Source organism: Roseobacter sp. CCS2 (assembly GCF_000169435.1).
GTDB lineage: Bacteria > Pseudomonadota > Alphaproteobacteria > Rhodobacterales > Rhodobacteraceae > Yoonia.
On sequence record NZ_AAYB01000002.1, the window covers coordinates 606,593 to 631,023 of the forward strand.

The window sequence follows — 24,431 nt, forward strand, 5'->3', positions numbered from 1 at the left end:
CACCATCGCCACTTCATCACGCGGCTATTGCCCCACCATCCGGCGATCTGAAATCTCTTGCTGGCGCAGGGGCATTTTGTCGATGGATCGTGACAGTTCGCGCACGCTGTATGGGCTTGGCTTGCGTAGGGCCACGCGGCCATCTTTGCTAACCAAAGCCATCATGAACCCGCGTGGCCGCAATTCGATCCGCAGATCCGACATTGTGGCGCGATCAGTGTCAGTGATCAGAATGACGTCGCGTTCAGCAAGCCGTTCGACATCCGCCAACAGCAAATCCATTTGCTGCTGGAAGCGCGGATCGTTGGGTGTGTCTGCAAAGACCACCAATGGACGCGCAACCCAGTTCAGGTCATCCAACGTAATTTCCGCCCCGTCAAAGACTTGGGTGCGGTCTTCTTCCCAGCGTTCAAGGACGGTTTGTTCTTGTGCCGTTGCAGGCAGGGCGATGAGTGCGGCAAGCGCGATGTTCGTCAATAACTTCATAAACATGGATATAGAGGCGCTTGCGCCAAAAGCTAAGGGGCAACTGCATTTTGGTGAAAACAAATGCGTGTTACCTGAACCAACCCCTTTCGGAGGTGCCAATGTCTGACAAGAAAACATGGGAAGAGATTGCCCGCAAAGAGCTGCGTGGCAAGCCTTTGGAGGCGCTGACGTGGGATACTTTGGAAGGCATTCCGGTCCGGCCGCTTTACACCGCTGATGATACGGATGGATTGCCGCATATGGGCGGTATTCCGGGCGAGGCCCCCTTTACGCGCGGTGTAAAGGCCACGATGTACGCAGGCCGCCCGTGGACGATCCGGCAATATGCGGGGTTCTCAACAGCTGAGGAATCGAACGCATTCTACCGCAAAGCGCTTGAGGCGGGTCAGCAGGGTGTGTCTGTCGCCTTCGATCTGGCGACGCACCGTGGTTATGACAGTGACCACCCACGCGTTGAAGGTGATGTCGGCAAGGCGGGTGTGGCGATTGATAGCGTTGAGGATATGAAAATCCTGTTTGATGGCATCCCGCTCGATAAGGTTTCGGTGTCGATGACGATGAACGGCGCGGTCATCCCTATTCTGGCGAACTTCATCGTGGCCGGGGAAGAGCAGGGGCATCCGCGCAATGTACTGTCCGGCACCATTCAGAACGACATTCTGAAAGAATTTATGGTGCGGAATACTTATGTTTATCCGCCGGAACCGTCGATGCGGATCATTGCGGATATTATCGAATATACGACCAATGAGATGCCGAAGTTCAACTCGATCTCGATCTCGGGCTACCACATGCAAGAGGCAGGTGCGAATTTGGTGCAAGAGCTGGCCTATACGCTGGCTGATGGGCGTGAATATGTGCGCACCGCGATTGCACGCGGCATGGACGTGGATCAGTTCGCAGGGCGGCTGTCGTTCTTTTTTGCCATTGGCATGAATTTCTTCATGGAGGCTGCCAAACTGCGCGCCGCCCGCCTGCTGTGGTCGCGGATCATGGCGGAATTTGAACCCAAGAACCCCAAGTCGTCCATGCTGCGCACCCATTGCCAGACCTCCGGCGTGTCACTGCAGGAACAGGACCCGTATAACAATGTGATCCGCACAGCTTACGAGGCGATGAGCGCGGTGTTGGGCGGCACACAGTCGTTGCACACCAATGCGCTGGATGAGGCGATTGCATTGCCGACTGAGTTCAGCGCGCGGATTGCCCGCAACACCCAGTTGATTTTGCAGGAAGAAACCGGTGTGACCAATGTGGTCGATCCGCTGGCAGGCTCTTACTATGTCGAAAACCTGACCCATGAACTGGCCGAGGCGGCTTGGGCGCTGATTGAAGAAGTCGAAGAAATGGGCGGTATGACCAAAGCGGTCGCCTCTGGAATGCCGAAGCTGCGGATTGAAGAAACAGCGGCCAAGCGGCAGGCGGGCATTGATCGTGGCACCGAGGTGGTTGTCGGTGTGAACAAATACCGCAAGGACAATGAAGACCCGATCGACATTCTGGATATCGATAACGATGCGGTGCGCTTGTCACAAATTGCGCGGATTGAGGCCACGAAAGCGGCGCGCGATGATGCGGCTTGCGAAGCAGCCCTCACCGAACTCACCCGCCGCGCCAACGAAGGCGGCAATTTGCTGGAAGCGGCGGTCGAGGCATCACGCGCCCGCGCCACAGTCGGAGAGATTAGCATGGCAATGGAAAAAGCATTCGGACGGCACCGCGCCGAGGTGAAAACTTTGGCAGGCGTTTATGGTGCCGCTTATGAAGGCGACGAAGGGTTTGCGGCAATACAGTCTTCAGTTGAAAAGTTTGCCGAGGACGAAGGGCGCCGCCCGCGTATGTTAGTCGTGAAGATGGGCCAAGACGGGCATGACCGGGGCGCAAAGGTGATCGCGACGGCCTTTGCGGATATCGGCTTTGATGTGGATGTCGGACCATTGTTTCAGACACCTGCCGAGGCAGCACAGGATGCCATCGACAACGATGTGCATGTCATTGGGATCAGTAGCCAAGCGGCGGGGCACAAGACGCTTGCACCCAAACTGGTGGCCGCGCTGAAAGAGGCCGGGGCCGAGGATATCATCGTCATCTGCGGTGGCGTCATTCCGCAGCAGGATTACCAGTTCCTTTATGATAGCGGGGTCAAGGCGATCTTTGGGCCGGGCACGAATATCCCCAAGGCAGCGCAGGATATTCTGGATATCATTCGCGAAACGCGCGGTTGATCCATGTTGAAACTTGATCACCTGGCCGTAGCCTGCACCAACCTTGTCGAAGGGACGGCATGGGTTGAGGAACAGCTTGGCGTGACATTGCAACCCGGCGGGCAACATGCGCGCTTTGGCACGCATAATACGCTGCTGGGGCTGGCCGATGGGCTGTATCTGGAGGTGATTGCAAAAGAGCCGGGTGCTGTTCCTGATGCGGGGCATGCATGGTTTGGTCTGGATGATTTCACAGGTCCCGCGCGTCTTGGAAATTGGATTTGTCAGACGGACGATCTGGTAAGGGCGCTTGCAAAAGCACCGGCAGAGGTCGGCACGCCGCGCGCCCTTACGCGGGCTGATCTGAAATGGCAGATCACTGTACCTGATGATGGCAGTTTGCCTTACAACGGGGCATTTCCAACCCTGATCGAGTGGGCGGAAGGCACGCATCATCCAGCGGACCGGTTGCCGCAAAGTGGTGTGACACTGTTGACCTTTGAGGTCAGCCACCCCGATGCTGATCACCTTAGCCAGATGATGGAGCTTGAGGATGATCGCGTCACTCTAAAGGCAGGGCCATTCGGTATGCGCGCCACCTTTAATACACCTCACGGATTGAGAACGCTGGAATGATCCGTGCCGCGACCGCCGCCGACGCGCCGCAGATCGCGGCAATCTGGAACCACGCGATCCGTGAGACAACGATCACCTTCAACCCGGTTGAAAAATCCGAAGATGAAGTCGCAACGCTTTGCGCGCAGGACTGTCTGGTTTGGGATGAGGATGGGCAGGTGCTGGGCTTTGCGCGCTATTTCCCGTTTCGGGGCGGCGAAGGCTATCGGTTCACGGTCGAACATACGATTATGCTGCATGGTGATGGCCACGGAAAAGGCGGCGGCAAGCAGTTGATGGACGCGCTTTTTGCCGATGCAAAGACGGCCGATAAACACACGATGTTTGCCGGATGCAGCGCTGAAAACGCAGGTGCGGTCGCATTCCATGCAAAGTTGGGCTTTCAAAAGGTTGCAACGCTGCCCGAAGTGGGGTTCAAGTTTGGGCGTTGGATAGACCTCGTTTTGATGCAGAAACGCCTTTAAAGGACAGATTTCATGTCGATTTGGTCACGGATGGCCGAAGCAATTGCCGCCCTGACCAAGGGCGAAGGGCTGTCAGCTGTTTTTGAAAAGCTGCGCGCATCGCCTGATCGCACGGTGGCCTTTGCCATTGCTGTGATCGCGTTGGGCGCAAAGATGGCCAAAGCGGATGGTTTAGTCACCAAGGATGAAGTTGTGGCGTTCCGCGAAGTGTTCCTGATCCCGCCGGAGGAAGAGGCGAATGCGGCACGCGTGTTCAACCTCGCCCGGCAGGATGTGGCGGGGTACGACACCTATGCCCGCCGGATCAAGGCGATGTATGGCGACGATGACCGCCCGCTTTGTGACCTGTTGGAGGGGCTGTTTCATATCGCAATGGCTGATGGTTTTTATCATCCCAAAGAGGATGATTTTTTGCATAACGTTGCGAAAATATTTGGCTTTGACGAACGCCGGTTCCGCGGCATTCGCGGCCAGTTCGTCGCCGAGGCTGAACGCGATCCTTATGACATTCTGGGCGTAGATCCGACCGCCTCAATGGAAGATGTCCGTGCTGCGTGGCGCAAATTGGTACGCGAAACCCACCCTGATCAGATGATGGCGCGCGGTGTCCCGGAAGAGGCTGTCAAACTGGCCGAACGGCGGATGGTTGCGATCAATCGCGCCTGGGAAGAAATCCAAGGCGCGCGCGGGTGAGGATCGCCACTTACAATGTGGAATGGTTCAACAGTCTTTTTGATAATACTGGCGCGCTGATCGACGACGACAGTTGGTCGTCGCGCTGGGATGTGACTAAGGCGCAGCAAACTGCTGGCTTGGGCGTTGTGTTTGGTGCGCTGGACGCAGATGTTGTCATGATTATTGAGGCACCTGATACCAGCCCGCACCGTGATGCGCGCAAGGCGCTTGCGCATTTCGCAGCGCGCTTTGATTTGCGTGCGCGCGAGGCTGTGACAGGGTTTACCAATGACACGCAGCAGGAAATCGTACTTCTTTACGATCCTGATGTGCTGGACGCGGTCCATGACCCGCAAAATGCTGCAGATGCACCGCAATTCGACGGCCAGTTTCATATGGACGTGGATGTTGATGCGCATCCCGACCCGATCACATGGTCGAAACCGCCGCTAGAGATTGCTTTGACAACAGGCAGTGGCCCGGTGCGCTTGATCGGTGTGCATGCCAAATCAAAAGCCCCACATGGTGCGCGCAACGACGCCGAGGCAACCCGTATTTCAATCCAGAACAGGCGCAAGCAACTGGCGCAATGTGTCTGGCTGCGCAAGCGCGTGGAACAGCACCTTGCAGCCGGTGAACACCTGATCGTGCTGGGTGATTTTAACGATGGTCCGGGACTGGATGAATATGAAAAGCTGTTTGGGCGGTCTGGGATAGAAATTGTGCTGGGCGAGGGAGCCGAAGAGCAGCTTTTCGATCCCCATGCGCAGATGGTGCTGTCGCGTCGCTTTGGTGCATCCCCGTCGACCGCGCGTTTCAAGCGCAAGGGTGAGCCTTATCTGCAAGCGTTGCTAGATTATGTTATGGTGTCACAGGGATTGCGCCAGAAAGCCCCCATATGGCAAATCTGGCATCCGTTTGATCACCCTGCGTGTTATGCAGATGTTGTTTTGCGGGATGGGCTTTTGGCCGCCTCGGATCACTTTCCTGTCGTTCTGGACATTGATTTGTGATTTGAAATTGCGCGCAGTCGTTCTTACCTTTGGTGGTATGAAACGGATTATTGCATTTACACTTGCCGCGGGCCTTTTGTGGACACCGGCCATGGCGCAAGACACCACGACGCCCGAGACGGATGAAGGTTTCGATCTTATGGAAGAAGGCGCACGCATGTTGATGCGTGGCCTGATGGATGAGATGGAACCAACAATCAACGCGCTGCGCGACAGCTTTGAAGATATGGGGCCCGCTTTTGGAGAATTTGCGCAGTCGGTCGGTCCCGCCTTTGCGGACCTGTTGGAACAGGTGGACGATTTGCGCAACTATGACGCGCCAGAGTTTTTGCCCAACGGCGATATCATCATGCGCCGCAGCCCTGACGCCCCGATCTGGAAACCCGAATTTGAAGGATCAGAAATTGAGCTTTAGCGCTTAATCGTTTGACGACCGCTGCCGCCGATACCAACTGCCATGCCCGCCTTGAGGGTTTGTTTTCTCAGCCGAGGCAGCGCCTTCTTTAGCCGCGACCGCGGGCCTGTCAAAGCTCAACGCTTGCGACGTCACCAGACGAATAACGCGCTTAGTCGGAATATCGATTGGTTCACGAGCCTCGGTTGGTTCTTCGGTAACGGTGTCAGCGGCAATCTCTTCTTCGTTTTCGGTAGCAGCGGCCGGGCTATGGCCCAGATCAGCACGCAATTGCACAAGCGCAGATGTGGCATCCGCCGGTTTCGGCATGTTTACTTGATCACGTGCACCTAGTTTGATGACGCTAAAGGCCGCGTTGTCCTGCTCTGGGTCGGCAAGGTCGTTGATTGCAGATAGCAAAGCTTCGGTGATGTCCGCGCTGCGGGCATCTTGTGTCTTTTGCAAGATATCAGCGATTGCATCGTTAGACAGGAACTGCAAACCATCGCTTGCGACAAGAATGATATCCCCCGGCAAGATTGTCGTCGGTGTGTCCGGGCAATCGATCTTGGCAATTTCGACACCGGCAATCGCAGAGGTAAGCGTATTGCGATCAGGGTGGTTGCGCCCAACCTCTGGGTCCATGGCGCCCACTTTGACCATCATGTCGATCTGCGGCGCCATTGAATGATCTTGGTTCAATTGGCGCAGTTCGCCGTCACGGAACAGAAACAAGGGCGAATCCCCCACAGAAACCCAGTAAAGATCATCGCCACGAATGACACAGGCCAGCAAGGTTGCACCCATACCATAGCTGTCTGGCGTTTCATCAATGTACTGGGCCACACAGGCATTCGCAGCGGCCGCCGTGCTGCACAATAGCGCCGACACATCAGTGATCTGTTTGTCGAGCGACATTTCCTTGCGTTTGATATCGCCAAACACCTCTGACATCACGATAGCGCTGGCAACATCGCCGGACAGATGCCCGCCCATGCCATCGGCCAAAACCGCAAAACCTGTTTCTTGTCCCTGAGGGAAATTGGCGATCAGACTATCTTCTTGATAATCCCGTCCACCTTTGATTGCCGCTGTCGCAACATCGAACCTGACTGCTTTGTTCAACACGTTCACCATTCAAATTTAACTGTCACCCCCGAGGGGCATACTTCACTCATACAAATACGAGAGCCTATAAACACAACTTCTCTCGAACAGGTGTAAAAAGCGAGCCAAATAAGGCAAAAAATCGGTCTTTTGGATGTCAAAAGTGCTTTTGTTCACTTTTGGTTCATTTATATGCTAATTTTGCGGCCCGTAACGAAAACAGTTTTATGCATTTGTATTAATTGTTGATTATTTGGATACTACAACCATAGCGCGATTTTGCCGTAAGGTCACTTTCGCGCACGAATCTACCGTATTAAGCTCACTTTTTTGAGAATCGTTTTACGAAATTTACCGTCCCGGTTGCATTCATCGCGGTGACAAGCCCATCAAATCTGGACTGTGCGACTTCACCAAAAAGTGGGCGCGCGTGTTCCGTCAACCGCAGGGTGAGTTCACGTTTTTGGGGTTTCCAGCGCAAAGTTCCCGGTTCTTCATCCGCTGTCAGCCAAAGCATCGCACCAAGGCGCATCGCTTTGCCAAGAACTTCGGCCTCTTTGATTTGGGCATCATCCAGCATCGCAAAAAGCGGATCATAGCGGGCGTTCGCGCTTTTGCTGGTGTAGCGGTTCATCAGCGCAAGACCCAGCAGGACACGTTCATAATGCTTCAGGCCGCCCAGATTGGCGCGGGTTGCGTTATCAAAGGTCACTTCGGCGCGGTAATCAGGGTGTGCACGCCAGCTGACATCATGCAGTAGGCAGGCCGCCTTGATGATCCGCTTGCGCTGCCAATTGGCACGGGGAAATAGCGGTTTGATGAAATCGTAAAGCACACGGCCAAACCCCGGCAGGCGGGCATCCTTGGCTTCGGCAAAGCGGCAGGCCTCGATCAGCGGGTCGCGTTCGCGCAGGGCGCGTGGCATTTGTTCGTACAGCATGCCTTCGCGGATACCGTAGGATGAAATCGCCACATCCTTGGGTTTGAATGTGCGCATCAGTTCTTTCAGCACGATTGAGGCCAGCGGCACCAGCGACATCCGGCTGTCCGAGATATTGCAGCGACCGCGCAGTTCTTGCAGGTCTGATTTACGAATATAGTCTGCGGTCTTGGTGATCTGGCGGGAACTCATGCGGTATTCATGCAAAACCGTCAGCGGATAATCCCGCCGTTCCATGTCAACCCGGGCAATAGCCCGCCACGACCCACCGACCAGAAACAGGCGCATACCGGTGACATTGCCCATTTCATCATGAAGCTGTTGCATGGTTTCACGCACGTAGGCTTTGACGGCTTTGCGCCCGCCTTTGATTTCGCGCAGTTTCAGCGGTCCAAGCGCGGATGTTAGGCGGCGCCCGACGCGGCCGTCGGCCAGATCAGCCAATTCCATTGATGACCCGCCAATGTCACATACCAATCCATAGCTGCCGGGCCAGCCCAGCAAGACACCCTGTGCCGAAAGGCGTGCCTCTTCCTTACCGTCGATCACCCACAGCTTAATACCCGTTTCGCGCAACACGTCGGCCTGAAAGTCACCACCGTCTGTCGCTTCGCGCACCGCCGCCGTCGCCACGGCCGTCAATGGGGGAATACCCATTCCTTCGGCCAGCGCGGCAAAGCGGCGGATCGCGGAAATCGCGCGGACGCGCCCTTCGGGGTTCAGATGCCCCGTTTGCGAAAGGCCCGCACCCAAGGCACACATGATTTTTTCGTTATAGAAATAGGCAGGCGAACGGGCGGCCCCATCAAAAACCACCAGTCGGACAGAGTTTGAGCCCACATCAATCACGCCCACCCGGCTCAGCCTTTTGGCGGCTGCGTCTTCAAACAAGGGGCGACCGAACGGGCCCCAGTCGATTGTGTCCTCTACAGGCGCTTGTGTCATTGAAAACCCCGGTCGATATCCCCGCAAAAAGGTATTCATCAATCGTGCTGATGCGTCAACCAAAGGGTCGTGGACTGGCTGCATTATCTGCCTGCGTATTCGCCAGTGTTGTTTGAGAGCCTTTTTGTCTAAAATGCAACGCACTCAGTTTTAGACAAAGGACCCGGCACCAAATGATGAAAGACTCGCGCAGCAGTTTTGACGATTTGACCGTTGTCAGCGGTGATCCCGACCGTTTGCAGGGCTTCACATTGACGGGTCTTGTGCGCAATGAGATGTATTTTTTGCCGGCGTTTCTAACGCACTATCGCAAGCTTGGTGTTGCGCGGTTCGTTTTCATAGATGACAGGTCTGATGATGGCACATCTGCTTTCCTCGCAGAGCAAGCTGATGTCATTGTTCTTAATAGCCCTTACAAATTTGGTGATCGTGTTGGTAACGATGTGGCGGCGGCCTATAAGCTGGAACATCGCAGAATGGATCTGTTGTGGCGCACACAGTTAATTCAGTTTTTCGCTTTGAATCAATGGTCTTTGCATGTGGACGTGGACGAGTTTTTGCATTTGCCCGACGGCATGAGTATTGCAGAGGTTTCCGATGCCCTTGCACGTAAAGATGCCGAAGCGCATGCAGTTTGGTCTGTCATGTTAGATATGTATCCGGCATCAATCTGTGACCTGCGGGACATGGACGCGCAAGACAGTTTTGATTTAGGTGCTGCATGGTATTTCGATGGTTTACAGCACTTAAGCTTGCGTGAGGACAAATCACCAAAAGTAACTTATGGCGGCAGTCGTGCTCGATTGTTGGGCGCGCATGGACTGAACCCAAAGGCGGGGTCTAAACTTCAACGGCTGGGGCACGGGTTGGGGCTGAAACCGGTACGGTACAATGCGGTTTACAAGCCAATCCTGATACGCGGTACCGAAGAGGCAGTTTTTGAAACGTCGCATCAGGTACGTCTCAAAACCAATCGACATGCGCTACTACCACTTTGCCACTTCAAGTTTAATGGTCAAGTTTATCGTCGAATTGCACAGGCGATTGCGGATGGCCAGCACCCTGGCGGCGCCTCAGAGTATGCTGATCTTGCGCGGTTATTGACCAAAATGGATGAGGAGGAATCTACGTTCCTATGCAAATCATCGACGCGGCTCAGTGGTTTTGACGACTTTGTGCGTACGGAAAATGCGTTGGGTTTCGATTAGTCATCCGTATGCGTCAGCTGTGGCACGTCTGATGCCCCCGCAGATCCACGTCCTGACAGCGACGGGTTTTCCATAAAGAACCGGTGGCAGTTGAAGGCGAAGGTGCCTTCTTCAATGATGGCCCGGGTAAAGCTGCCGTCGGCAGACATGACCCAGCTTTGCGCGATATCGGCCATATTGGCGGCCATGATCTGGCTCACGATCTGGGCTTTGACGGTGGCGTTCTTGATTTCGACCAATGTCTCAACCCGGCGGTTCAGGTTGCGGCCCATCCAATCGGCCGAACTGATATAAACCTTGGCCTTTTTGGAGGGCAAGTTACTGCCGTTGCCAAAGCACACGATGCGCGAGTGTTCCAGAAACCGCCCGACAACGGATTTGACCCGGATGTTTTCAGATAGCCCCGCCACGCCGGGGCGCAAGCCGCAGATACCGCGCACAACAAGACTGATTTTGACCCCTGCCTGACTGGCCGCATAAAGCGCATCAATCACGTCGCTTTCGATCAGCGAGTTCATCTTGGCCCAGATCATGGCGGGTTTGCCATCGCGTGCGTTCTTGGCCTCGGCGGCGATACGGTCCAGTAAGGTTTGTTTCAGCGTCAAGGGCGAGATCGACAGATTTTCCAACCCGTCCGGTTGGGCATAGCCGGATAGGTAATTGAACACCTTTGTCGCGTCACGTCCCAGTTTCGCGTCGCAAGTAAAGAGGCTGAGGTCGGTATAAATACGTGCCGTGATCGGGTGATAGTTGCCAGTGCCAAAATGGGTATAGGTGACCAGCTTGTCGCCTTCGCGGCGCACAACCGTACTGATCTTGGCGTGGGTTTTGTAGTTCAGGAAACCGTAAACGACATGCGCACCCGCCCGCTCTAGCCGTCGCGACTGGCGGATATTGGCGGCCTCGTCAAAGCGGGCTTTGAGTTCGACAAGCGCAGTCACGGATTTGCCGTCTTCTGCGGCTTCGCAAAGTGCCTCGACGATGGGTGAGCGTTTAGAGGTGCGGTAGAGCGTTTGTTTGATCGCCACGACATTGGGGTCGCGGGCCGCTTGGGTCAGAAAGCGAACAACCATGTCGAAGGTTTCATAGGGGTGGTGCAGCAGCATGTCCTTTTGGCGGATCGCGGCGAACATATCGCCGTCGTGATCCTGCACGCGTTCGGGCACGCGCGGCGCAAAAGTGGGCCATAGCAAGTCTGGACGGTTTTCCAGTACCAGTTCGCCCAGATCGGCGATGCCGATCAGGCCATCCACTTCGACCACCGTTTCTTCGGTCACATGCAATTCGGACATGATCAGTGTTTTCAATGCGCTGGGCGCGCCTTCGGAAATCTTAAGGCGCACCACCTCACCACGCCGCCTGCGTTTCAGTGCGGTTTCAAATTCGCGCACCAGATCTTCGGCTTCATCTTCCAGTTCCAGATCGCTGTCGCGAAGAACTTTGAAGGCGCAGCTTCCCTTGATCCGATACCCCGGGAACAGCCGCCCGATATGCAGCAACAACAGCTCTTCCAGCGGCAGGAACCGATGTCCGCTGTCGGCGGGCAGGGCCACAAAACGATCAATCTGCGCAGGCACTGGCAAAAGCGAGCGTAGCTGACGTTTGTCGCTGGGCCGTTCCAGTTGCAGTGCAAGGGCGAAACCTTCGTTCGGCAGGAAGGGGAACGGATGCGCGGGGTCAATGGCAAGGGGGGATAGGACCGGAAAGACCTGTTCGATGAACACGTTTTCCAGATAGGCGATGTCATCCTCACTCAGCGCTGCGCGATCAAGGATATGAATGTCTTGTGCGGCCATCAGTGTTTGCAGATCGGTGAACACGGTTTGCTGGCGCGACATCAGCGCGCGCGCATCTTTATCAATCACCACTAATTGCTCTGCCGGGGTCAGCCCATCAAGGCCGGGGGTCACGTTGCCTTCGTTTGCAAGTTCGCGCAGACCTGCGACACGCACAGTATAAAATTCATCAAGGTTGGTGGCCGAGATCGACAAGAACCGCAACCGTTCCAGCAAAGGCACGCGCGGGTTTTCGGCCTCTTCCAGCACGCGCCAGTTAAAGCTTAGCCAACTCAGCTCGCGATTGACGAAACGCGCAGGCGCGGTCAGGTCGATATCAAGCGTTGTGGGGGATGGATAATCCCCTTCAAGAAAGTTTGCGTTCGTCATGGGGCCTTTGTGTCCCGCATGTGTTGCGGTTCTATGACAAGTATCGCGACCTCAGCCGGGGTTGTCCAGCAACTCGGCCGCAAGTGATTTGTTGATTTTGCGTCCTTGTGCCAGCGCCGCTGCATCCAGCCGCGCGACAATGTCTGCCGCCGCCGCGAAAGAGCGTTCGATCCGCGTTGATAGATATTGTACCAAAGCAGGCTGGGGGTTGATCTGGCGGTCTGCGAAAAGTTTCATGATCAAGGCCGACAGCAATGCGTCATCCGGGTTGTCGATTTGCACAACTGTCGTGGCCTGCATCCGTGACGCCAAATCCGGCAAAGTGATGGGCCAGCGGCTTGGCGGGTGGTCTGACGTCAACAAAAGCGACCCGCCTGCATTTCGCAAGTTATTGTGCAGGTGAAACACTGCTTCCTCGGCGGCGGATGGCAAGGTTTCCATATCTTCAATAATGACCGTTGATGCGTCTGTCTGGAATGTCGCTGATATTTCGCTGGCGACAATCAGAAACGCGTCACTTTGCGCCTGAAAGACCCGTGACAGATGGCTTTTACCACAACCACTTGGTCCGATCAGGGCCAGTTTTTGTTCAGGCCATGCTTCGGGCGTGCTGAGCATCGCAAAGGCTTGCGCGTTTGCATCTGAGACAAAGAAATCATCCGGCCCCAGCGCAACCCCTGTTGGCCAGTCAAATGCAAGCTGGTTTGACATCTAGTCGCCCTCGGACTGCCCGCGATACAGCATGCTGTGCTTGTACTGGCCAAGCCCCCAACGCGCGACAACACCGATCATCGCGGCGATTGGAACAGCAACCAGCATCCCGACAAACCCGAAAAGGGTACCGAAAACGGACAGCGCAAAAAGTAGCCAGACAGGGTGCAGACCAACCGACCCGCCAACCAGTTTCGGCGTCAGAATATTACCTTCAAGGAACTGACCCAGCCCAAATATCCCTGCGACAATGCCGATCCGCAGCCAATTGGTGGTGTAGGAAATCGTATCGCCATCGACGACCTCGACACTGCCCCAAAACTGAAAAAGCGCAAGGCCAACCGCCAAAACGCCGCCGACTAGCGCGCCAATATACGGAATAAAGGTGATCAACCCGGCGATGAACCCCACAATCAAGCCAAAGTTCAGACCAGCCAACATCAGGGCCACAGCATAATATGTGCCCAGCACCAGACAGACCGTGCCTTGCCCACGAATGAATGACGCCAGCGTCGCGTCAATATCGCGTGCCAGTTGCCGGATCGTGTCGACGTGGTCGCGGGGTAGCATATCGTCGATTTTCGCGGTCATGTTGTCCCAATCAAGCAACATGTAAACGGCAACAACAGGAACGATCACGAGCAGCACAAGGATGTTGATCAACCCAAGTGCGGACGACACAAGCCCGTTCACCAGCTCACCGCCTTTGGATTGGATCGTCTCACCCACGGCAAGTAGCTGTTGATATGCCACGCTTTGGTTGTCCATCAGCTGTGGAAACCGTTCGGTCAGGCCGGTACGCAGCCGATCAAAAAGCTCAGGCGCGGTATCAATCAAAGAGGCCGTTTGCTGCACCAGTGTCGGGATCACCAGTAAGAACAATAAAACAAAGATCAGGATGGTCACAATTGTGATGATCGCAACCGCTGCCATCCGCGAACATCCCGCCTTTTCCAGCCGGTCCGCAATTGGGTCCAGGCAATAGGCAATTGCCCCACCCAAGACGAACGGCAGGATCACATCTCCCAAAAACCATAAGACGACCAGAAAGAAAGCCGTGGCAACGCCCCAGTATTTTGCTTGTTGTCCGACAGGAAGTGCCATGGATCATCCGTAATTGCGTGTCTCATAGATGCGATGTGCAGCAAGATGACGCAAGGGCCGCTGCGCAGAAAACATGGGCGCCTATGTTGATGAGACAGGTTGCGAGCGCACACGCGGGCGATTACACCGATCCCAACACGTTTATCCAAAAAGGTCACACCCATGCGCCTGAGCCGCTATTTCCTGCCCGTTCTCAAAGAAACGCCCCGCGAGGCGCAGATCGTCAGCCACCGTTATATGTTGCAGGCGGGGATGATCAAACAGGCCAGTGCGGGCATCTATTCGTGGCTGCCGCTGGGCTTTAAAGTGCTGCGCAAGATCGAAAATATCGTGCACGAAGAACAAGCGCGTGCCGGACACATCGCCATTCAGATGCCAACGATCCAATCCGCGGACCTTTGGCGCGAAAGTGGCCGCTATGATGCCTACGGCGAAGAAATGCTGCGCATCAAGGACCGCGGTGGGCGCGATATGCTGTTCACACCAACGGCTGAGGAACTAGTCACAGACATTTTCCGCGCGCATGTAAACAGCTACAAAGACCTGCCGCTGACCCTGTACCAAATTCAGTGGAAGTTCCGCGATGAAGTCCGCCCTCGCTTTGGCGTGATGCGGGGCCGCGAATTCTATATGAAAGACGGCTATAACTTTGACCTGACCAAAGAAGACGCGCTGCATGCCTATAATCGCCATCTGGTAAGTTATCTGCGCACGTATGAACGTATGGGCCTGCAAGCCATTCCAATGCGCGCTGACAGTGGCCCGATTGGCGGCGATGACACGCACGAGTTTCTTGTGTTGGCCGAGACAGGCGAGAGCGAGGTATTCTATGACAGCGAAATCACTGATCTGAAGTTCGGCGATCGTCAGATTGATTATGATGACAAAGCCGCATGTCAGGCTGTGTTGGAAGAATTCACCAGCCGCTATGCGCGGACCGATGAAACCCACGACGAAGCGCTGTTCGACGCGATCCCAGAGGAGCGTAAACGGACCGCACGCGGCATTGAGGTTGGCCAGATTTTCTATTTTGGTACAAAGTATTCTGAAAGCATGGGCGCGTTGGTCGATGACGGGCAGGGCGGTAAAGTACCGGTCCACATGGGCAGCCATGGGATCGGCGTGTCACGTCTGCTGGGCGCAATTATTGAGGCCAGCCATGATGATAAGGGTATCATCTGGCCGGAAGGTGTGACGCCTTTCCACTGTGGTATCTTGAACATGCGTTCCGGTGACGCCGCCGCAGATGCCGCCTGCGAGGCGCTTTATGCGTCGCTAACAGCGCTGGGCCTAGAGCCGCTTTATGATGACCGGGACGAGCGGGCAGGGGCGAAGTTTGGCACAATGGATATGATCGGCCTGCCCTGGCGCATTACGGTTGGTCCCCGCGGGCTGAAAAACGGCGTTGTAGAAGTCACTTGCCGCCGTACTGGTGAAAGCGAAGAGATGCCGCCCGAAGATGCTGTCGCCAAAATCGCGAAAATCTACGAAGGCATTGCATGAGCCTGACAAAGGTCGATTGGTCGCTGATCCCGGCACCCGCCGATGATGGCAAGGCGGCGCATCTGGAAGGGCTATCGCTGCCTGATGTGACCTTGCAAGCCACGGATGGCCCGGCGGTTACTTTACCTGATTTGCGCGGGCTGGTTGTTTTTTACATCTACCCGATGACAGGCCGCCCGGATCGGGACCTACCCGATGGCTGGGACCAAATTCCCGGTGCCCGCGGGTGTACGCCGCAGTCCTGCGCCTTTCGCGATCACTATGCGGAGTTGCGTGAATGGGGCGTTACCGGTCTTTACGGCATCTCAACCCAGACGTCAGCCTATCAAAAAGAAGCGGCAGAGCGTTTGCACCTGCCATTTCCCTTGCTTTCAGACGCCGATCACGTGCTGGGTAAAGCACTGAATTTGCCGGGGATCAAAGTTGAAGGTGAGCATCTGCATAAGCGGCTGACGATGATCGTCAAAGACGGTGTGATCGCCAAGACATTCTACCCCGTCTTTCCGCCCGATCAGGACGCAGCGAACGTGATCGCATGGCTGCGCAATAACGCGGAAGAACGCGCATAGGCGTATGCGGCGTTAACACCTGCGCCAAAACCTGCTAAGTTGCGGCAAAACAAAACGTCACGAGGCAGCAGATGACGATGATTTCCTTTAAAGGATTCCTGATATGATCAGGGTCTTGTGTTTGATTGGTGGCCTGACCGGTGCGGCGGGCCTGTCGCAATTTCCTGAATTCTCGCAGCAATACATGCAGCGCCTTGGGGGCCAAGTGGATGAATTGACACGGCAGGTTGTGGACTTTGACCAAACCGCCTTGGCTGACGGCATGGGCCGTGAAGAGATGTTGCAGGCGATGGCCGAAACACCTTTGGTTGCCAGCCAAGAACCGATGTGGCGGCGCACCTTCGCGCGCCATGCACGTTTGAGTGAGAACCTGATGATCCTGCGCGATGCCTCACCGATGGAACGGCTGATGATGCCGCACCGTATGGCGGACACGGCGACAGTTCAGGCTGTATGGGATGATTTTTCGCCAGCGATGCCGCTTAGTGTGGCAGGTGCTGCCGCTGCGGGAACCGGATTTCTGGGTGGCTGGATGGCGTTTGCAGCCTTGCTTGGTGCGTTCGCGTTACCGTTCCGCAAGAAGGCATCGCAGCCTATGCAACAAAAACGCAAACCCCCATCTATCAAATCTGACCCGCCTTTGACCCGCCCAACACTTGTCGCGGGCACCCAAGGCAACCGTCCCAGATTGGCCGGCGTGCAAAGATAGGCACCGACCACCTTGACCATTTCGCCCGCGCGCACCACGTTGCGGCAAACGCCAAGCAGGAGCATTCATGGCCGAGGTCAGGACGACACGTCCCTTTGCAAAATTCGAGTGGATGATCGCATGGCGTTACATCCGCGCCAAACGCGCCGAGGGCGGCGTCAGCGTCATGACGTGGATCAGCCTGATTGGCGTGACACTCGCGGTCTTTGCTTTGATCGCCACGCTGGCCGTGCGGTCCGGTTTCCGGGCAGAGTTTATTGATACAATCGCGGGTGCAAATGCGCATGTTTCCGTGGTGATGCCACGCGCGGTCATTCAGGATTTTGAGGATGTGGCGGACCGTGTCCGCGCCGTTGAAGGGGTGCAGTCTGTGGCCCCGTTGGTGCGCGGGCAGGCAATGGCCTCTGGTTCTGGCCGCATCGGGTTGGCTGATATCTATGGTATTCGGCTGGAGGACCTCAAAGCATCCGACGCGATTGTGCAAAGCGAGCGTACAATTGGCAATATTGATGACCTGCCCAATGGGATCGCGATAGGGTCTGCGCTTGCCAATAACCTGGGCCTGACGATTGGCGACCGGATTGAGATCACAACCCGGTCAGGGGCCGCCACGCCGATGGGCCAGGCGACCCGGCGCAATGCCTATGAGGTTGTCTTTATTTTCTCCACCGGGCGTTTTCAGATTGATGAGGTGCGTGCATATCTGCCGTTTGATGTGGCGCAACTGGTCTTTAATCGCGACGGTGTGGCGGATGAGCTCGAGATCAGGTTGGATGACCTGAACCAATCCGAGGTGCTGAAACAAGACATCGCCAATGCCGCCGGTCCCGGCTTTTGGGCGTACAGTTGGCAAGACCGCGTCGGGCGCTTTCTGCGGGCGCTGACGATTGAGGACAACGTGATGTTCATCATCCTGTCGATCCTTGTGCTGGTGGCGTCGATGAACATTATTAGTGGGCTGATCATGCTGGTCAAAAACAAAGGTCGTGATGTCGGCATCTTGCGCACGATGGGGCTGACCGAAGGGTCGATTCTGCGGATTTTCTTTATCTGTGGCGCAGGGATCGGGACGATCGGGACGGCGCTGGGCGTGATCCTTGGGTGTCTGTTTGCGATCTACATTGATACGATCTTTAGCTTGGTGAACTACGTCGCCGGGGGCGGCGTTTGGGATCCGTCAATCCGGGGGATTTACAATATTCCTGCTGAACTGCGCCTGATTGATGTGATCAAGGCGATGTCACTGTCGCTTGGTCTGTCATGGATCATCACAATTTTCCCCGCGCGCCGTGCCGCCCGTATGAATCCGGTTGAGGCGCTGCGTTATGAGTGAACATACCTTGCGCGTCGCTGACCTGACCAAATCCTACAACGCGGGCAAACCCAACGAAGTACGTGTGCTGCAAGGCGTGTCGCTGGATGTGAAACCGGGCGAGGTGGTGGCTTTGGTCGCCCCATCGGGTGCTGGCAAGTCTACCTTGCTGCATATTGCAGGGCTGCTTGATATACCGGACAAAGGCAGCGTACAGATCGAGGGCACGGATATGTCGCGCCTGTCAGATCGCAAGCGCACGGCGGTGCGACGTTCGACCGTCGGGTTTATCTATCAGTTCCATCATTTGCTGCCGGAGTTCACGGCACTTGAGAATATCGTCTTGCCGCAGCTGGCCAATGGTGTGGCTGACAAAGCCGCTGAGACACGCGCAATGGCGCTGCTTGATCGTGTTGGGATTGGCGCGCGCGCCGCACATCGGCCGGCGGCCCTTTCGGGTGGCGAACAACAGCGTGTCGCCTTTTGCCGGGCTTTGGCGAATGAGCCGTCTTTGCTGCTGGCGGATGAACCCACAGGCAACCTTGATCCCGATACGTCAGACCGTGTGTTCGATGCGCTGATGGCGCTGGTGCGTGACACAGGGCTGGCTGCCGTGATTGCCACGCACAACCTTGATCTTGCGGCCCGCATGGACCGGCAGGTGCGTCTGAACGGCGGCGTATTGGAAACCTCATGAAAGTATCCGTAACCCAGATTGAAACGCAAAGCCGTGCAGCCTTGCTGGCGCATGGCGCAGGAACGACACAGGCAGCGGCGGTGGCGAAAGCGGTCGCACGGGCCGAAGCCTTGGGGAACGTGATCTGCGGGCTTTATTACTTGGAAAGCTACTGCACGCAGCTGCAATCAGGCCGGGTTAATGGCACGGTTGAACCCGTGGTGACGCGCCCGCGCCCGGCTGCGATACTGGCGGATGCCAGATTTGGTTTCGCGCAACCAGCCTTTGCTGCCGCGTTGCCAGAGGCAGTTGCGGCGGCCTTGGAAAACGGTGTTGCAACCCTTGCGGTCGCCCATGCGCATACCTGCACATCGTTGGGTTTCTTTACCGAGCAGATCGCAGCAGCCGGGCTGATAGGCATTGGCATGACAAACGCATCGCCCGTTGTTGCACCTCCGGGCGGCAACAAACGGGTGATTGGCACGAACCCCGTTGCAATGACCGTGCCGGGTGATGGCAAACCCGCGATGCATTTTGACTTTTCGACCTCTGCCGTGGCGTTGGGCAAGATCACAATGGCGAAGGCAGCAGGCGAAAATATCCCGCTCGGCTGGGCCGTTGATAAGAATGGTGAACCGACGACTCACCCAGAGGCGGCGTTGAACGGCGCCTTGGTCAGCGCAGGCGGTTACAAGGGCTGGGGTTTTGGTCTGATGGCTGAATTTTTGGCAGCTGGCATGACCGGATCGGTCAATTCGCTGGATGTCGCCGGGCTGAAGGTGCCGGAAGGCAAACCGCATGATCTGGGCCAGTTTTACATCCTCATGGATCCGGGCACCTATCACGCCGATTTCGGCGCGCGTGTTGCGCGTGTGGCAGAGGCTGTGGCGGCGCAGGAAGGTGCGCGCATTCCCGGTGCGGACCGGCATGTCATGACGCAGGTCGATGTGCCCGATGCGCTTTGGGACTTGGTGCTTAAGCTTTCTGCGTAACGAAAACGCCGATCGCCATCAGGGCAATTCCGGCCGTGCGCGTCAGCGTCAGCGGTGACGTTTGTGCGGTAAACAGCCCAAAGTGGTCAATCACAGCGGCTGAAATGAGCTGCCCCAACAGCACAAAGAACACGGCATTGCCAACACCCATCGTTGGTGCAATCCATGTGATCGCCAACACGTAAAAAGCCACCAATGTGCCGGCCAGAAACAGATGTTTCGGCGCGGTGGCAAGTTTGGTGACCGCCTGCGGATGCGTGGCCAACGCAACTAGGGCTGATACAGCAAAGGCAACAACAAAAAGCACTGCCGCAGCGACAGCCGGTGATCCGATATAGCGGCCCAATGCGGCATTCAAAGCGGCCAGCACCGGTATCCCGATGCCAGCGGCGAGCATGATGACAATATGATGCGGCATGGGCGATCCTTTGCTGATGTGCGGCAAGTTTAGATGTGGAATGACATAGATCATAGTGGCGGGCCGCATGGATTTGTTACACTCTGACCAAAACAGGAGACGAGATATGCGGTACTTTATCTTTCTGGCAGCAATGGGTTTGGCGGCGTGCGTTGAAGAACCCGTCGATGGGCGCACGGCCTATCTGGAAAACTGCGCCAGCTGTCATGGTCCAAATGGCATGGGTGGCGGTGCGGCGGCGCGCGACTTGGCTGTGGCCCCCCCTGATCTGACGACGATTGCGGCCCGTAATGGGGGTGTTTTCCCGACCAATCAGGTGATGAGCACAATTGACGGGCTGGACCGTGGCGCGCATTTCAGTGCGGCTATGCCGGAATTTGGCGCAGGCGATCTGGGTGACACCGTGATCGTCGAGGAAGAAGGGCTTGGCACACCCGTGCCGATGAAATTGCTGGTGTTGACCGAATATCTGGAAAGCATCCAACAGTAACCAAAGCTGACATTCGCGTGAGATGGACCGCGCAAAGGTGGCCGCACGGCTTTCTTGCGGTAAGTCTTTGGTGTTCACACACAAAGGTACTGATCTCATGCGTCTATTGTTTTCCACCGTCCTGGCCCTTACGACCCCGGTCACCGCAACCGCGGGGCCTGTCAATTTCAGCAACGGATGGCAGGAACAACGTTTATCGCTTTTCAGTTCTAACGATTACACATTCGGTCAGAACCTTGGATTGGTATCGGATGGATCGGTTTCCATTGCATGGAGCAGGGTTGGCCGTAACAACTGGGGATCAAGCGGCGCATCCTGGAGCTGGAGCGTCGATCAATCAGTTCCGGCAACGGATTTAAGCCAAAAAGGCGGCGATGATCGCAATATTTCGCTTTATTTTGTCTTTGTGCCCGAAAGCGTGGCACCTAGCCTTGAAGGGGCCAATATCCGCAGCCTTATGGGTAATGGTGATGTGCGTATCATGCAGTACGCTTGGGGCGGTAACCATGCGCGCGGTCAGGTCATCCAGTCGCCTTATGGCCCGCAGGGGCAGGGTGTGACGATTGCCTTGCGGCAGGCCGGTACCGGGTCTTTCAGCGAAAGCGTTGATTTGGCAGCAGACTATGCCCGCGCCTTTGGTGGTGAAAAGAGTGCTTTGGTCGGCTTGGCCGTGTCCGGTGACAGCGACGATACTGATACGATGATCCGTGCGGCGATTGGTAACTTGGCCCTGCGCTAGTGTTGATTTGCATCAACGCATTGCGGGGACTGTCCTTCTAAGCTGGTTTTGACAGCAAGAAGGAGGACATGATGCGACTTATTCCTTTGGTGATGGCGCTAGGCCTCGCAACGCCAGCGTTGGCGCAGGATACCGTGCAGGGCGAAGCGCTTTTTGGCTTTTACTGCGCCACCTGCCACGGCAATGCAGCGACCGGTAAAGGGCCTATGTCACCATCCTTGGTGGTAGCCCCGGCAAACCTGACCACATTGGCAACACGCAACGCCGGGGTCTTCCCCACCACCCGCGTTGTGATGCGGATTGACGGGCGCGATCCCTTGGTCAGTCATGGCAGTACGATGCCTGTTTATGGCGATTTCTTCGAAGGCACAGATGCGGCGATCAAGGCGGAAACCGGTCAACCGATCATGACCTCGCAGCCGATTGTTGACCTAATCGCTTATCTTGAGAGTATCCAAGAGGAGTGAGGCGAATTCTGTTTGCGGTGTGGTGCCCGCGATCTCAAGGATCAGCTTGCGGCGCACGGCGTCGGTGAACTCTGGCCCTGACTGGGCGGGCATGACAAAAGCGTTGGGCCCGCCGATGATATTAGCCTCATAAGCGGCGGGCAGGTCGAAGTTCTGAAAGCTTTCGTTGCGCAGAATGGGCAGCGCGTTGATCGTGATGCCAGCGGCCACAACCTGATCGCGTGCGACCGTGATGGGCGGGCCATAGCTGTTGCCCATCGTATCGCCAGAAAAGTCGATCACGCGGCGGAAGCCTCTGATATCATTATTTTCTATCTGGTCTTTGCCGTATAGCAACGCAGATCCGATGGCGTTGCGCCCGGTGGCCTGCCGGGGTGGGCCGATCAGGGCCTCGGCAAAGCGGGTCGCACTTTCCATATCCGCGATAATGGTCCAATCGACGACCGTAGCTTGGGTCTGCGCCCACTCTACATAGGTGACCGCGATGGACCCATAAAGTGTGTTTTCGATCGCCGAGACAACAGCGGGATCGGTGATTGCGATGGCGTAGGATTGGCGTTGGAACAGCAGCTCGTCCGCGTCGATAGAACCCGAAGCATCGGCAAGCAGGACAAGTTCAAGGTCGGTTTCAACCTCTTGTGCGGCGAGTGGGGTGGCGAGGAGTAAGGCGAAGATGAAGTGGCGCATAAGATCGAAGTAGGACGAAACTACAGTCCGGAAAGGGCGCACATCCCCTGCAAAACGCAGGTTCGCGTCACAGATCAGAAGTGCATTGATATCCCGAAATGCAACACATCGACGTTTTCGAGTTTTACAAAGTCTTCCTCGTTAGAGTCGGTTGTCAGATCATCAGTTGCAACACGGGTATCAAAGATGTGCCGTTCATAGCTCACGCGCGCGCTGGTATTTTCTGTCAACGGCAAGTCGATCCCGGCGCCGATCATATAGCCCCAGCCGGAAAGATCTGCACTGCCTTTGGAGTTCGCCGCGTCGGGGTCGCGCATTGTATAGGTGGCATCGGCATAACTGGCACCGAGGATGCCAAAAACCATAGCGTCGCCTGCTATGCGCCCGATCCGGCCGCGCAGACTGCCTATGCCATTGATGTCAATGTCGCTTTCGTTGGCAATGGGTTCAGACTGGCTTAGCTGGCTGTCGACCAGGCCACCGTAGAAAAAGGCGCCTTCAACGCCATAGACCCACTGGTTTTGCACGATGTTAAACCCAAAATGTCCACCAAGTGCGACAGCGCTGGGGTCAAGATTGCCCGGATCATCACCTGGATCATCTGCACAACAATCCTGAATGCCCGACAGGATTGGATCAGCCAGATCAAGATTGAACCCGCCATATGTGCCCGACCAGTCAAACGGTTGATCAGCGACCAGTGCTGTTGGCGAAGCCGCAATAACAAGTGCGGCGAGGAGCTGTGTGTTCGTCATATCTTCAGACATCTCTCGGTTTAGTCGACGCGCATGATGCAGTCATTCGGGTGCTTCAATGCGGCGCGTGGCGGTTCGCCTGCGCAGTTGCACGTAAAGCCGCGTGAGGTGCGATTGCCCGCCCTTTTCGTTTGGTCAAACTGTGGGAAAGGGCGCGGCCCTCGCATCAATGGGCGGCAATACACCCGTTCAATAACATGCAGTTTTTCCTTGCGTCACTCATTACAACGCCGCCACCCGTGACAGTAACTATGGATTGTAAAGGCAGGTCTCAACATGGCCTTTTGGACAGTGAAGTTGGGTCAACCAAGAATGGATGAAGGGCGCAGCCGCAAATTATGCGCAGCGTTTGAGCGGCTTTTGGAAGGGTTTTTGCCGGGTGATGACGTCAGATATGGCTTGGTGATCCAGCGGACGGTTTGCCGCGGTTGTGTTGCAACGGCCCGCAAACGCGATGTGGGTATTGGATGGAAAGGGGTGTGTGTTTTGCGTGCATAAGCGGCGCATACGCAGTGCACCGGGGCAGGCCACGGCCTGCGTGGTGGCGGCTGTAGAATGGATACTGGCGCCCATTTTACGGCGCGCCTACGATACCCTTTTGATGGTGCACGGTTTTTGGGCTGTAAATCAAGCGTGCCAAAGCGGGGGCGTGGCAAAACCTGCGGGTGTTTCGCTGCAACGCACGCGTACCCAATCATCCGCAAGCATCTCGACTTTTGCCAAGATACCAGCAGTGATGGGTGTGTGACGGTCACTTGGCCTGATGGGAACAGTATGCCGCTTGTCCCGCAGCGGCTTTGCAAAGCAAGCGGCAGGGACCTTGCGACGCGTGACCGTCATTTCAGCGTCACAAAACGGATGCTCCGGATAAGCGAAGATGACCGTAAAACGGACATTGACGAAAGAGGGGTTTGTTTGGGCCATATCGGAATATCACCCAGGCGGATTAAGGTTCCATGAAGCGGTGCTTGGCTTTGGGACGGAGGAAAAGCGGCGTATGATTTGCGTACACAAGCTGTACACATGGCGTATGTACAGGTGTGTGTCGGGGCTGACCCC

General features: G+C 56.0%; 26 protein-coding genes. 16 read left to right on the plus strand and 10 right to left on the minus strand.

Annotated elements, in window-relative coordinates; genetic code table 11:
* Positions 1 to 24: 24 nt before the first annotated feature.
* Complete coding sequence (locus tag RCCS2_RS09690; protein WP_037294010.1) at positions 25 to 486, minus strand: DUF4174 domain-containing protein; 462 nt, start codon at positions 484 to 486, stop codon at positions 25 to 27.
* A gap of 101 nt (positions 487 to 587) precedes the next feature.
* On the opposite strand from RCCS2_RS09690, the gene scpA reads away from it, so the two are divergent.
* Genes scpA through RCCS2_RS09720 form a run of 6 tightly spaced genes read left to right on the plus strand, consistent with a single transcriptional unit; the run spans position 588 to position 5,896 of the window.
* Positions 588 to 2,714, plus strand: coding sequence for a methylmalonyl-CoA mutase (scpA, locus tag RCCS2_RS09695; RefSeq protein WP_008233738.1), 2,127 nt, complete (start codon positions 588 to 590; stop codon positions 2,712 to 2,714).
* 3 nt (positions 2,715 to 2,717) lie between these two features.
* Complete coding sequence (locus RCCS2_RS09700) at positions 2,718 to 3,329, plus strand: VOC family protein (RefSeq protein WP_008233739.1); 612 nt, start codon at positions 2,718 to 2,720, stop codon at positions 3,327 to 3,329.
* The gene (locus tag RCCS2_RS09705) at positions 3,326 to 3,793 is read left to right on the plus strand and encodes a GNAT family N-acetyltransferase (protein ID WP_008233740.1); all 468 of its coding nucleotides are present in this window, start codon (positions 3,326 to 3,328) and stop codon (positions 3,791 to 3,793) included. The genes RCCS2_RS09700 and RCCS2_RS09705 overlap by 4 nt, the downstream gene beginning before the upstream one ends.
* A gap of 12 nt (positions 3,794 to 3,805) precedes the next feature.
* Positions 3,806 to 4,486, plus strand: a complete 681-nt coding sequence (locus RCCS2_RS09710) for a molecular chaperone DjiA (protein ID WP_008233748.1) — start codon at positions 3,806 to 3,808, stop codon at positions 4,484 to 4,486.
* The gene (locus RCCS2_RS09715) at positions 4,483 to 5,481 is read left to right on the plus strand and encodes an endonuclease/exonuclease/phosphatase family protein (protein WP_008233751.1); all 999 of its coding nucleotides are present in this window, start codon (positions 4,483 to 4,485) and stop codon (positions 5,479 to 5,481) included. Before RCCS2_RS09710 ends, RCCS2_RS09715 begins: the two co-directional genes overlap by 4 nt.
* Positions 5,482 to 5,518: 37 nt before the next feature.
* Positions 5,519 to 5,896, plus strand: coding sequence for a hypothetical protein (locus RCCS2_RS09720; protein ID WP_037294011.1), 378 nt, complete (start codon positions 5,519 to 5,521; stop codon positions 5,894 to 5,896).
* Between the two features lie 3 nt (positions 5,897 to 5,899).
* Here RCCS2_RS09720 and RCCS2_RS09725 read toward each other — a convergent pair whose 3' ends face one another.
* Together RCCS2_RS09725 and RCCS2_RS09730 are read right to left on the minus strand one after the other, a co-directional pair.
* Positions 5,900 to 7,003, minus strand: a complete 1,104-nt coding sequence (locus RCCS2_RS09725; protein ID WP_442852261.1) for a PP2C family protein-serine/threonine phosphatase — start codon at positions 7,001 to 7,003, stop codon at positions 5,900 to 5,902.
* 301 nt (positions 7,004 to 7,304) lie between these two features.
* Positions 7,305 to 8,867: a Ppx/GppA family phosphatase gene (locus tag RCCS2_RS09730; protein WP_008233756.1), complete on the minus strand. Its 1,563-nt coding sequence runs from the start codon at positions 8,865 to 8,867 to the stop codon at positions 7,305 to 7,307.
* A gap of 173 nt (positions 8,868 to 9,040) precedes the next feature.
* Here RCCS2_RS09730 and RCCS2_RS09735 point away from each other — a divergent pair, with 173 nt between their 5' ends.
* Positions 9,041 to 10,075 (plus strand): glycosyltransferase family 2 protein, encoded by a 1,035-nt coding sequence (locus RCCS2_RS09735; protein WP_008233758.1) that lies wholly within the window; start codon positions 9,041 to 9,043, stop codon positions 10,073 to 10,075.
* On the opposite strand, the gene RCCS2_RS09740 is transcribed toward RCCS2_RS09735, so the two are convergent.
* Genes RCCS2_RS09740 through RCCS2_RS09750 form a run of 3 tightly spaced genes read right to left on the minus strand, consistent with a single transcriptional unit; the run spans position 10,072 to position 14,055 of the window.
* Positions 10,072 to 12,240: an RNA degradosome polyphosphate kinase gene (locus RCCS2_RS09740; RefSeq protein WP_008233760.1), complete on the minus strand. Its 2,169-nt coding sequence runs from the start codon at positions 12,238 to 12,240 to the stop codon at positions 10,072 to 10,074. The genes RCCS2_RS09735 and RCCS2_RS09740 overlap by 4 nt on opposite strands.
* A 51-nt stretch (positions 12,241 to 12,291) precedes the next feature.
* Entirely contained in the window at positions 12,292 to 12,951 is a 660-nt protein-coding gene (locus RCCS2_RS09745; protein WP_008233768.1) for a DnaA ATPase domain-containing protein, read from the minus strand.
* A complete protein-coding gene (locus RCCS2_RS09750) occupies positions 12,952 to 14,055 on the minus strand; it encodes an AI-2E family transporter (RefSeq protein WP_008233770.1) in 1,104 nt (367 codons plus the stop codon).
* Positions 14,056 to 14,217: 162 nt separating this feature from the next.
* Here RCCS2_RS09750 and proS point away from each other — a divergent pair, with 162 nt between their 5' ends.
* The 6 genes from proS to RCCS2_RS09780 all read left to right on the plus strand — a co-directional run bounded on the left by proS (position 14,218) and on the right by RCCS2_RS09780 (position 19,816).
* Positions 14,218 to 15,558, plus strand: a complete 1,341-nt coding sequence (proS, locus tag RCCS2_RS09755; RefSeq protein ID WP_008233774.1) for a proline--tRNA ligase — start codon at positions 14,218 to 14,220, stop codon at positions 15,556 to 15,558.
* Positions 15,555 to 16,127 (plus strand): peroxiredoxin, encoded by a 573-nt coding sequence (locus tag RCCS2_RS09760; protein ID WP_008233775.1) that lies wholly within the window; start codon positions 15,555 to 15,557, stop codon positions 16,125 to 16,127. Before proS ends, RCCS2_RS09760 begins: the two co-directional genes overlap by 4 nt.
* Before the next feature lie 103 nt (positions 16,128 to 16,230).
* Positions 16,231 to 16,836: a DUF2937 family protein gene (locus RCCS2_RS09765; protein ID WP_008233785.1), complete on the plus strand. Its 606-nt coding sequence runs from the start codon at positions 16,231 to 16,233 to the stop codon at positions 16,834 to 16,836.
* Positions 16,837 to 16,903: 67 nt separating this feature from the next.
* The gene (locus tag RCCS2_RS09770) at positions 16,904 to 18,169 is read left to right on the plus strand and encodes an ABC transporter permease (RefSeq protein ID WP_008233786.1); all 1,266 of its coding nucleotides are present in this window, start codon (positions 16,904 to 16,906) and stop codon (positions 18,167 to 18,169) included.
* Positions 18,162 to 18,845, plus strand: coding sequence for an ABC transporter ATP-binding protein (locus RCCS2_RS09775; protein ID WP_008233787.1), 684 nt, complete (start codon positions 18,162 to 18,164; stop codon positions 18,843 to 18,845). Before RCCS2_RS09770 ends, RCCS2_RS09775 begins: the two co-directional genes overlap by 8 nt.
* Positions 18,842 to 19,816, plus strand: coding sequence for an Ldh family oxidoreductase (locus RCCS2_RS09780; protein ID WP_008233788.1), 975 nt, complete (start codon positions 18,842 to 18,844; stop codon positions 19,814 to 19,816). Before RCCS2_RS09775 ends, RCCS2_RS09780 begins: the two co-directional genes overlap by 4 nt.
* Here RCCS2_RS09780 and RCCS2_RS09785 read toward each other — a convergent pair.
* Entirely contained in the window at positions 19,800 to 20,234 is a 435-nt protein-coding gene (locus RCCS2_RS09785) for a DMT family transporter (protein ID WP_037294013.1), read from the minus strand. The two genes, RCCS2_RS09780 and RCCS2_RS09785, sit on opposite strands and share 17 nt — an antisense overlap.
* 106 nt (positions 20,235 to 20,340) lie before the next feature.
* On the opposite strand from RCCS2_RS09785, the gene RCCS2_RS09790 reads away from it, so the two are divergent.
* The 3 genes from RCCS2_RS09790 (at position 20,341) to RCCS2_RS09800 (ending at position 21,930) form a co-directional block, all read left to right on the plus strand.
* Positions 20,341 to 20,724 carry a c-type cytochrome gene (locus RCCS2_RS09790; RefSeq protein WP_008233790.1) on the plus strand — a complete coding sequence of 128 codons (384 nt, stop codon included), beginning with the start codon at positions 20,341 to 20,343 and terminating at the stop codon, positions 20,722 to 20,724.
* A gap of 97 nt (positions 20,725 to 20,821) precedes the next feature.
* Complete coding sequence (locus RCCS2_RS09795; RefSeq protein ID WP_037294014.1) at positions 20,822 to 21,463, plus strand: DUF3047 domain-containing protein; 642 nt, start codon at positions 20,822 to 20,824, stop codon at positions 21,461 to 21,463.
* Positions 21,464 to 21,531: 68 nt separating this feature from the next.
* On the plus strand, positions 21,532 to 21,930 hold the full coding sequence (locus tag RCCS2_RS09800; RefSeq protein ID WP_008233792.1) for a cytochrome c: 399 nt from the start codon (positions 21,532 to 21,534) through the stop codon (positions 21,928 to 21,930).
* On the opposite strand, the gene RCCS2_RS09805 is transcribed toward RCCS2_RS09800, so the two are convergent.
* The 3 genes from RCCS2_RS09805 to RCCS2_RS09820 form a co-directional block, all read right to left on the minus strand.
* Positions 21,895 to 22,617, minus strand: coding sequence for a DUF1194 domain-containing protein (locus RCCS2_RS09805; RefSeq protein ID WP_008233793.1), 723 nt, complete (start codon positions 22,615 to 22,617; stop codon positions 21,895 to 21,897). The two genes, RCCS2_RS09800 and RCCS2_RS09805, sit on opposite strands and share 36 nt — an antisense overlap.
* A 74-nt stretch (positions 22,618 to 22,691) precedes the next feature.
* Positions 22,692 to 23,372, minus strand: coding sequence for an outer membrane protein (locus RCCS2_RS09810; RefSeq protein ID WP_198007028.1), 681 nt, complete (start codon positions 23,370 to 23,372; stop codon positions 22,692 to 22,694).
* 627 nt (positions 23,373 to 23,999) lie between these two features.
* Positions 24,000 to 24,296, minus strand: a complete 297-nt coding sequence (locus tag RCCS2_RS09820; protein WP_008233796.1) for a hypothetical protein — start codon at positions 24,294 to 24,296, stop codon at positions 24,000 to 24,002.
* Positions 24,297 to 24,431 lie beyond the last annotated feature (135 nt).

What these genes read in the sequence shown, in the direction of transcription:
- RCCS2_RS09740 (WP_008233760.1), bottom strand. Translation starts at nt 12,240, where the DNA reads ATGACGAACGCAAACTTTCTTGAAGGGGATTATCCATCCCCCACAACG.
- RCCS2_RS09760 (WP_008233775.1), top strand. Translation starts at nt 15,555, where the DNA reads ATGAGCCTGACAAAGGTCGATTGGTCGCTGATCCCGGCACCCGCCGAT.
- RCCS2_RS09730 (WP_008233756.1), bottom strand. Translation starts at nt 8,867, where the DNA reads ATGACACAAGCGCCTGTAGAGGACACAATCGACTGGGGCCCGTTCGGT.
- RCCS2_RS09805 (WP_008233793.1), bottom strand. Translation starts at nt 22,617, where the DNA reads ATGCGCCACTTCATCTTCGCCTTACTCCTCGCCACCCCACTCGCCGCA.
- RCCS2_RS09765 (WP_008233785.1), top strand. Translation starts at nt 16,231, where the DNA reads ATGATCAGGGTCTTGTGTTTGATTGGTGGCCTGACCGGTGCGGCGGGC.
- RCCS2_RS09710 (WP_008233748.1), top strand. Translation starts at nt 3,806, where the DNA reads ATGTCGATTTGGTCACGGATGGCCGAAGCAATTGCCGCCCTGACCAAG.
- proS (WP_008233774.1), top strand. Translation starts at nt 14,218, where the DNA reads ATGCGCCTGAGCCGCTATTTCCTGCCCGTTCTCAAAGAAACGCCCCGC.
- RCCS2_RS09810 (WP_198007028.1), bottom strand. Translation starts at nt 23,372, where the DNA reads ATGACGAACACACAGCTCCTCGCCGCACTTGTTATTGCGGCTTCGCCA.
- RCCS2_RS09785 (WP_037294013.1), bottom strand. Translation starts at nt 20,234, where the DNA reads ATGCCGCATCATATTGTCATCATGCTCGCCGCTGGCATCGGGATACCG.
- RCCS2_RS09795 (WP_037294014.1), top strand. Translation starts at nt 20,822, where the DNA reads ATGCGTCTATTGTTTTCCACCGTCCTGGCCCTTACGACCCCGGTCACC.
- RCCS2_RS09720 (WP_037294011.1), top strand. Translation starts at nt 5,519, where the DNA reads ATGAAACGGATTATTGCATTTACACTTGCCGCGGGCCTTTTGTGGACA.
- RCCS2_RS09780 (WP_008233788.1), top strand. Translation starts at nt 18,842, where the DNA reads ATGAAAGTATCCGTAACCCAGATTGAAACGCAAAGCCGTGCAGCCTTG.
- RCCS2_RS09735 (WP_008233758.1), top strand. Translation starts at nt 9,041, where the DNA reads ATGATGAAAGACTCGCGCAGCAGTTTTGACGATTTGACCGTTGTCAGC.
- RCCS2_RS09690 (WP_037294010.1), bottom strand. Translation starts at nt 486, where the DNA reads ATGAAGTTATTGACGAACATCGCGCTTGCCGCACTCATCGCCCTGCCT.
- RCCS2_RS09705 (WP_008233740.1), top strand. Translation starts at nt 3,326, where the DNA reads ATGATCCGTGCCGCGACCGCCGCCGACGCGCCGCAGATCGCGGCAATC.
- RCCS2_RS09790 (WP_008233790.1), top strand. Translation starts at nt 20,341, where the DNA reads ATGCGGTACTTTATCTTTCTGGCAGCAATGGGTTTGGCGGCGTGCGTT.
- RCCS2_RS09800 (WP_008233792.1), top strand. Translation starts at nt 21,532, where the DNA reads ATGATGCGACTTATTCCTTTGGTGATGGCGCTAGGCCTCGCAACGCCA.
- RCCS2_RS09775 (WP_008233787.1), top strand. Translation starts at nt 18,162, where the DNA reads ATGAGTGAACATACCTTGCGCGTCGCTGACCTGACCAAATCCTACAAC.
- RCCS2_RS09745 (WP_008233768.1), bottom strand. Translation starts at nt 12,951, where the DNA reads ATGTCAAACCAGCTTGCATTTGACTGGCCAACAGGGGTTGCGCTGGGG.
- RCCS2_RS09820 (WP_008233796.1), bottom strand. Translation starts at nt 24,296, where the DNA reads ATGGCCCAAACAAACCCCTCTTTCGTCAATGTCCGTTTTACGGTCATC.
- RCCS2_RS09770 (WP_008233786.1), top strand. Translation starts at nt 16,904, where the DNA reads ATGGCCGAGGTCAGGACGACACGTCCCTTTGCAAAATTCGAGTGGATG.
- scpA (WP_008233738.1), top strand. Translation starts at nt 588, where the DNA reads ATGTCTGACAAGAAAACATGGGAAGAGATTGCCCGCAAAGAGCTGCGT.
- RCCS2_RS09700 (WP_008233739.1), top strand. Translation starts at nt 2,718, where the DNA reads ATGTTGAAACTTGATCACCTGGCCGTAGCCTGCACCAACCTTGTCGAA.
- RCCS2_RS09750 (WP_008233770.1), bottom strand. Translation starts at nt 14,055, where the DNA reads ATGGCACTTCCTGTCGGACAACAAGCAAAATACTGGGGCGTTGCCACG.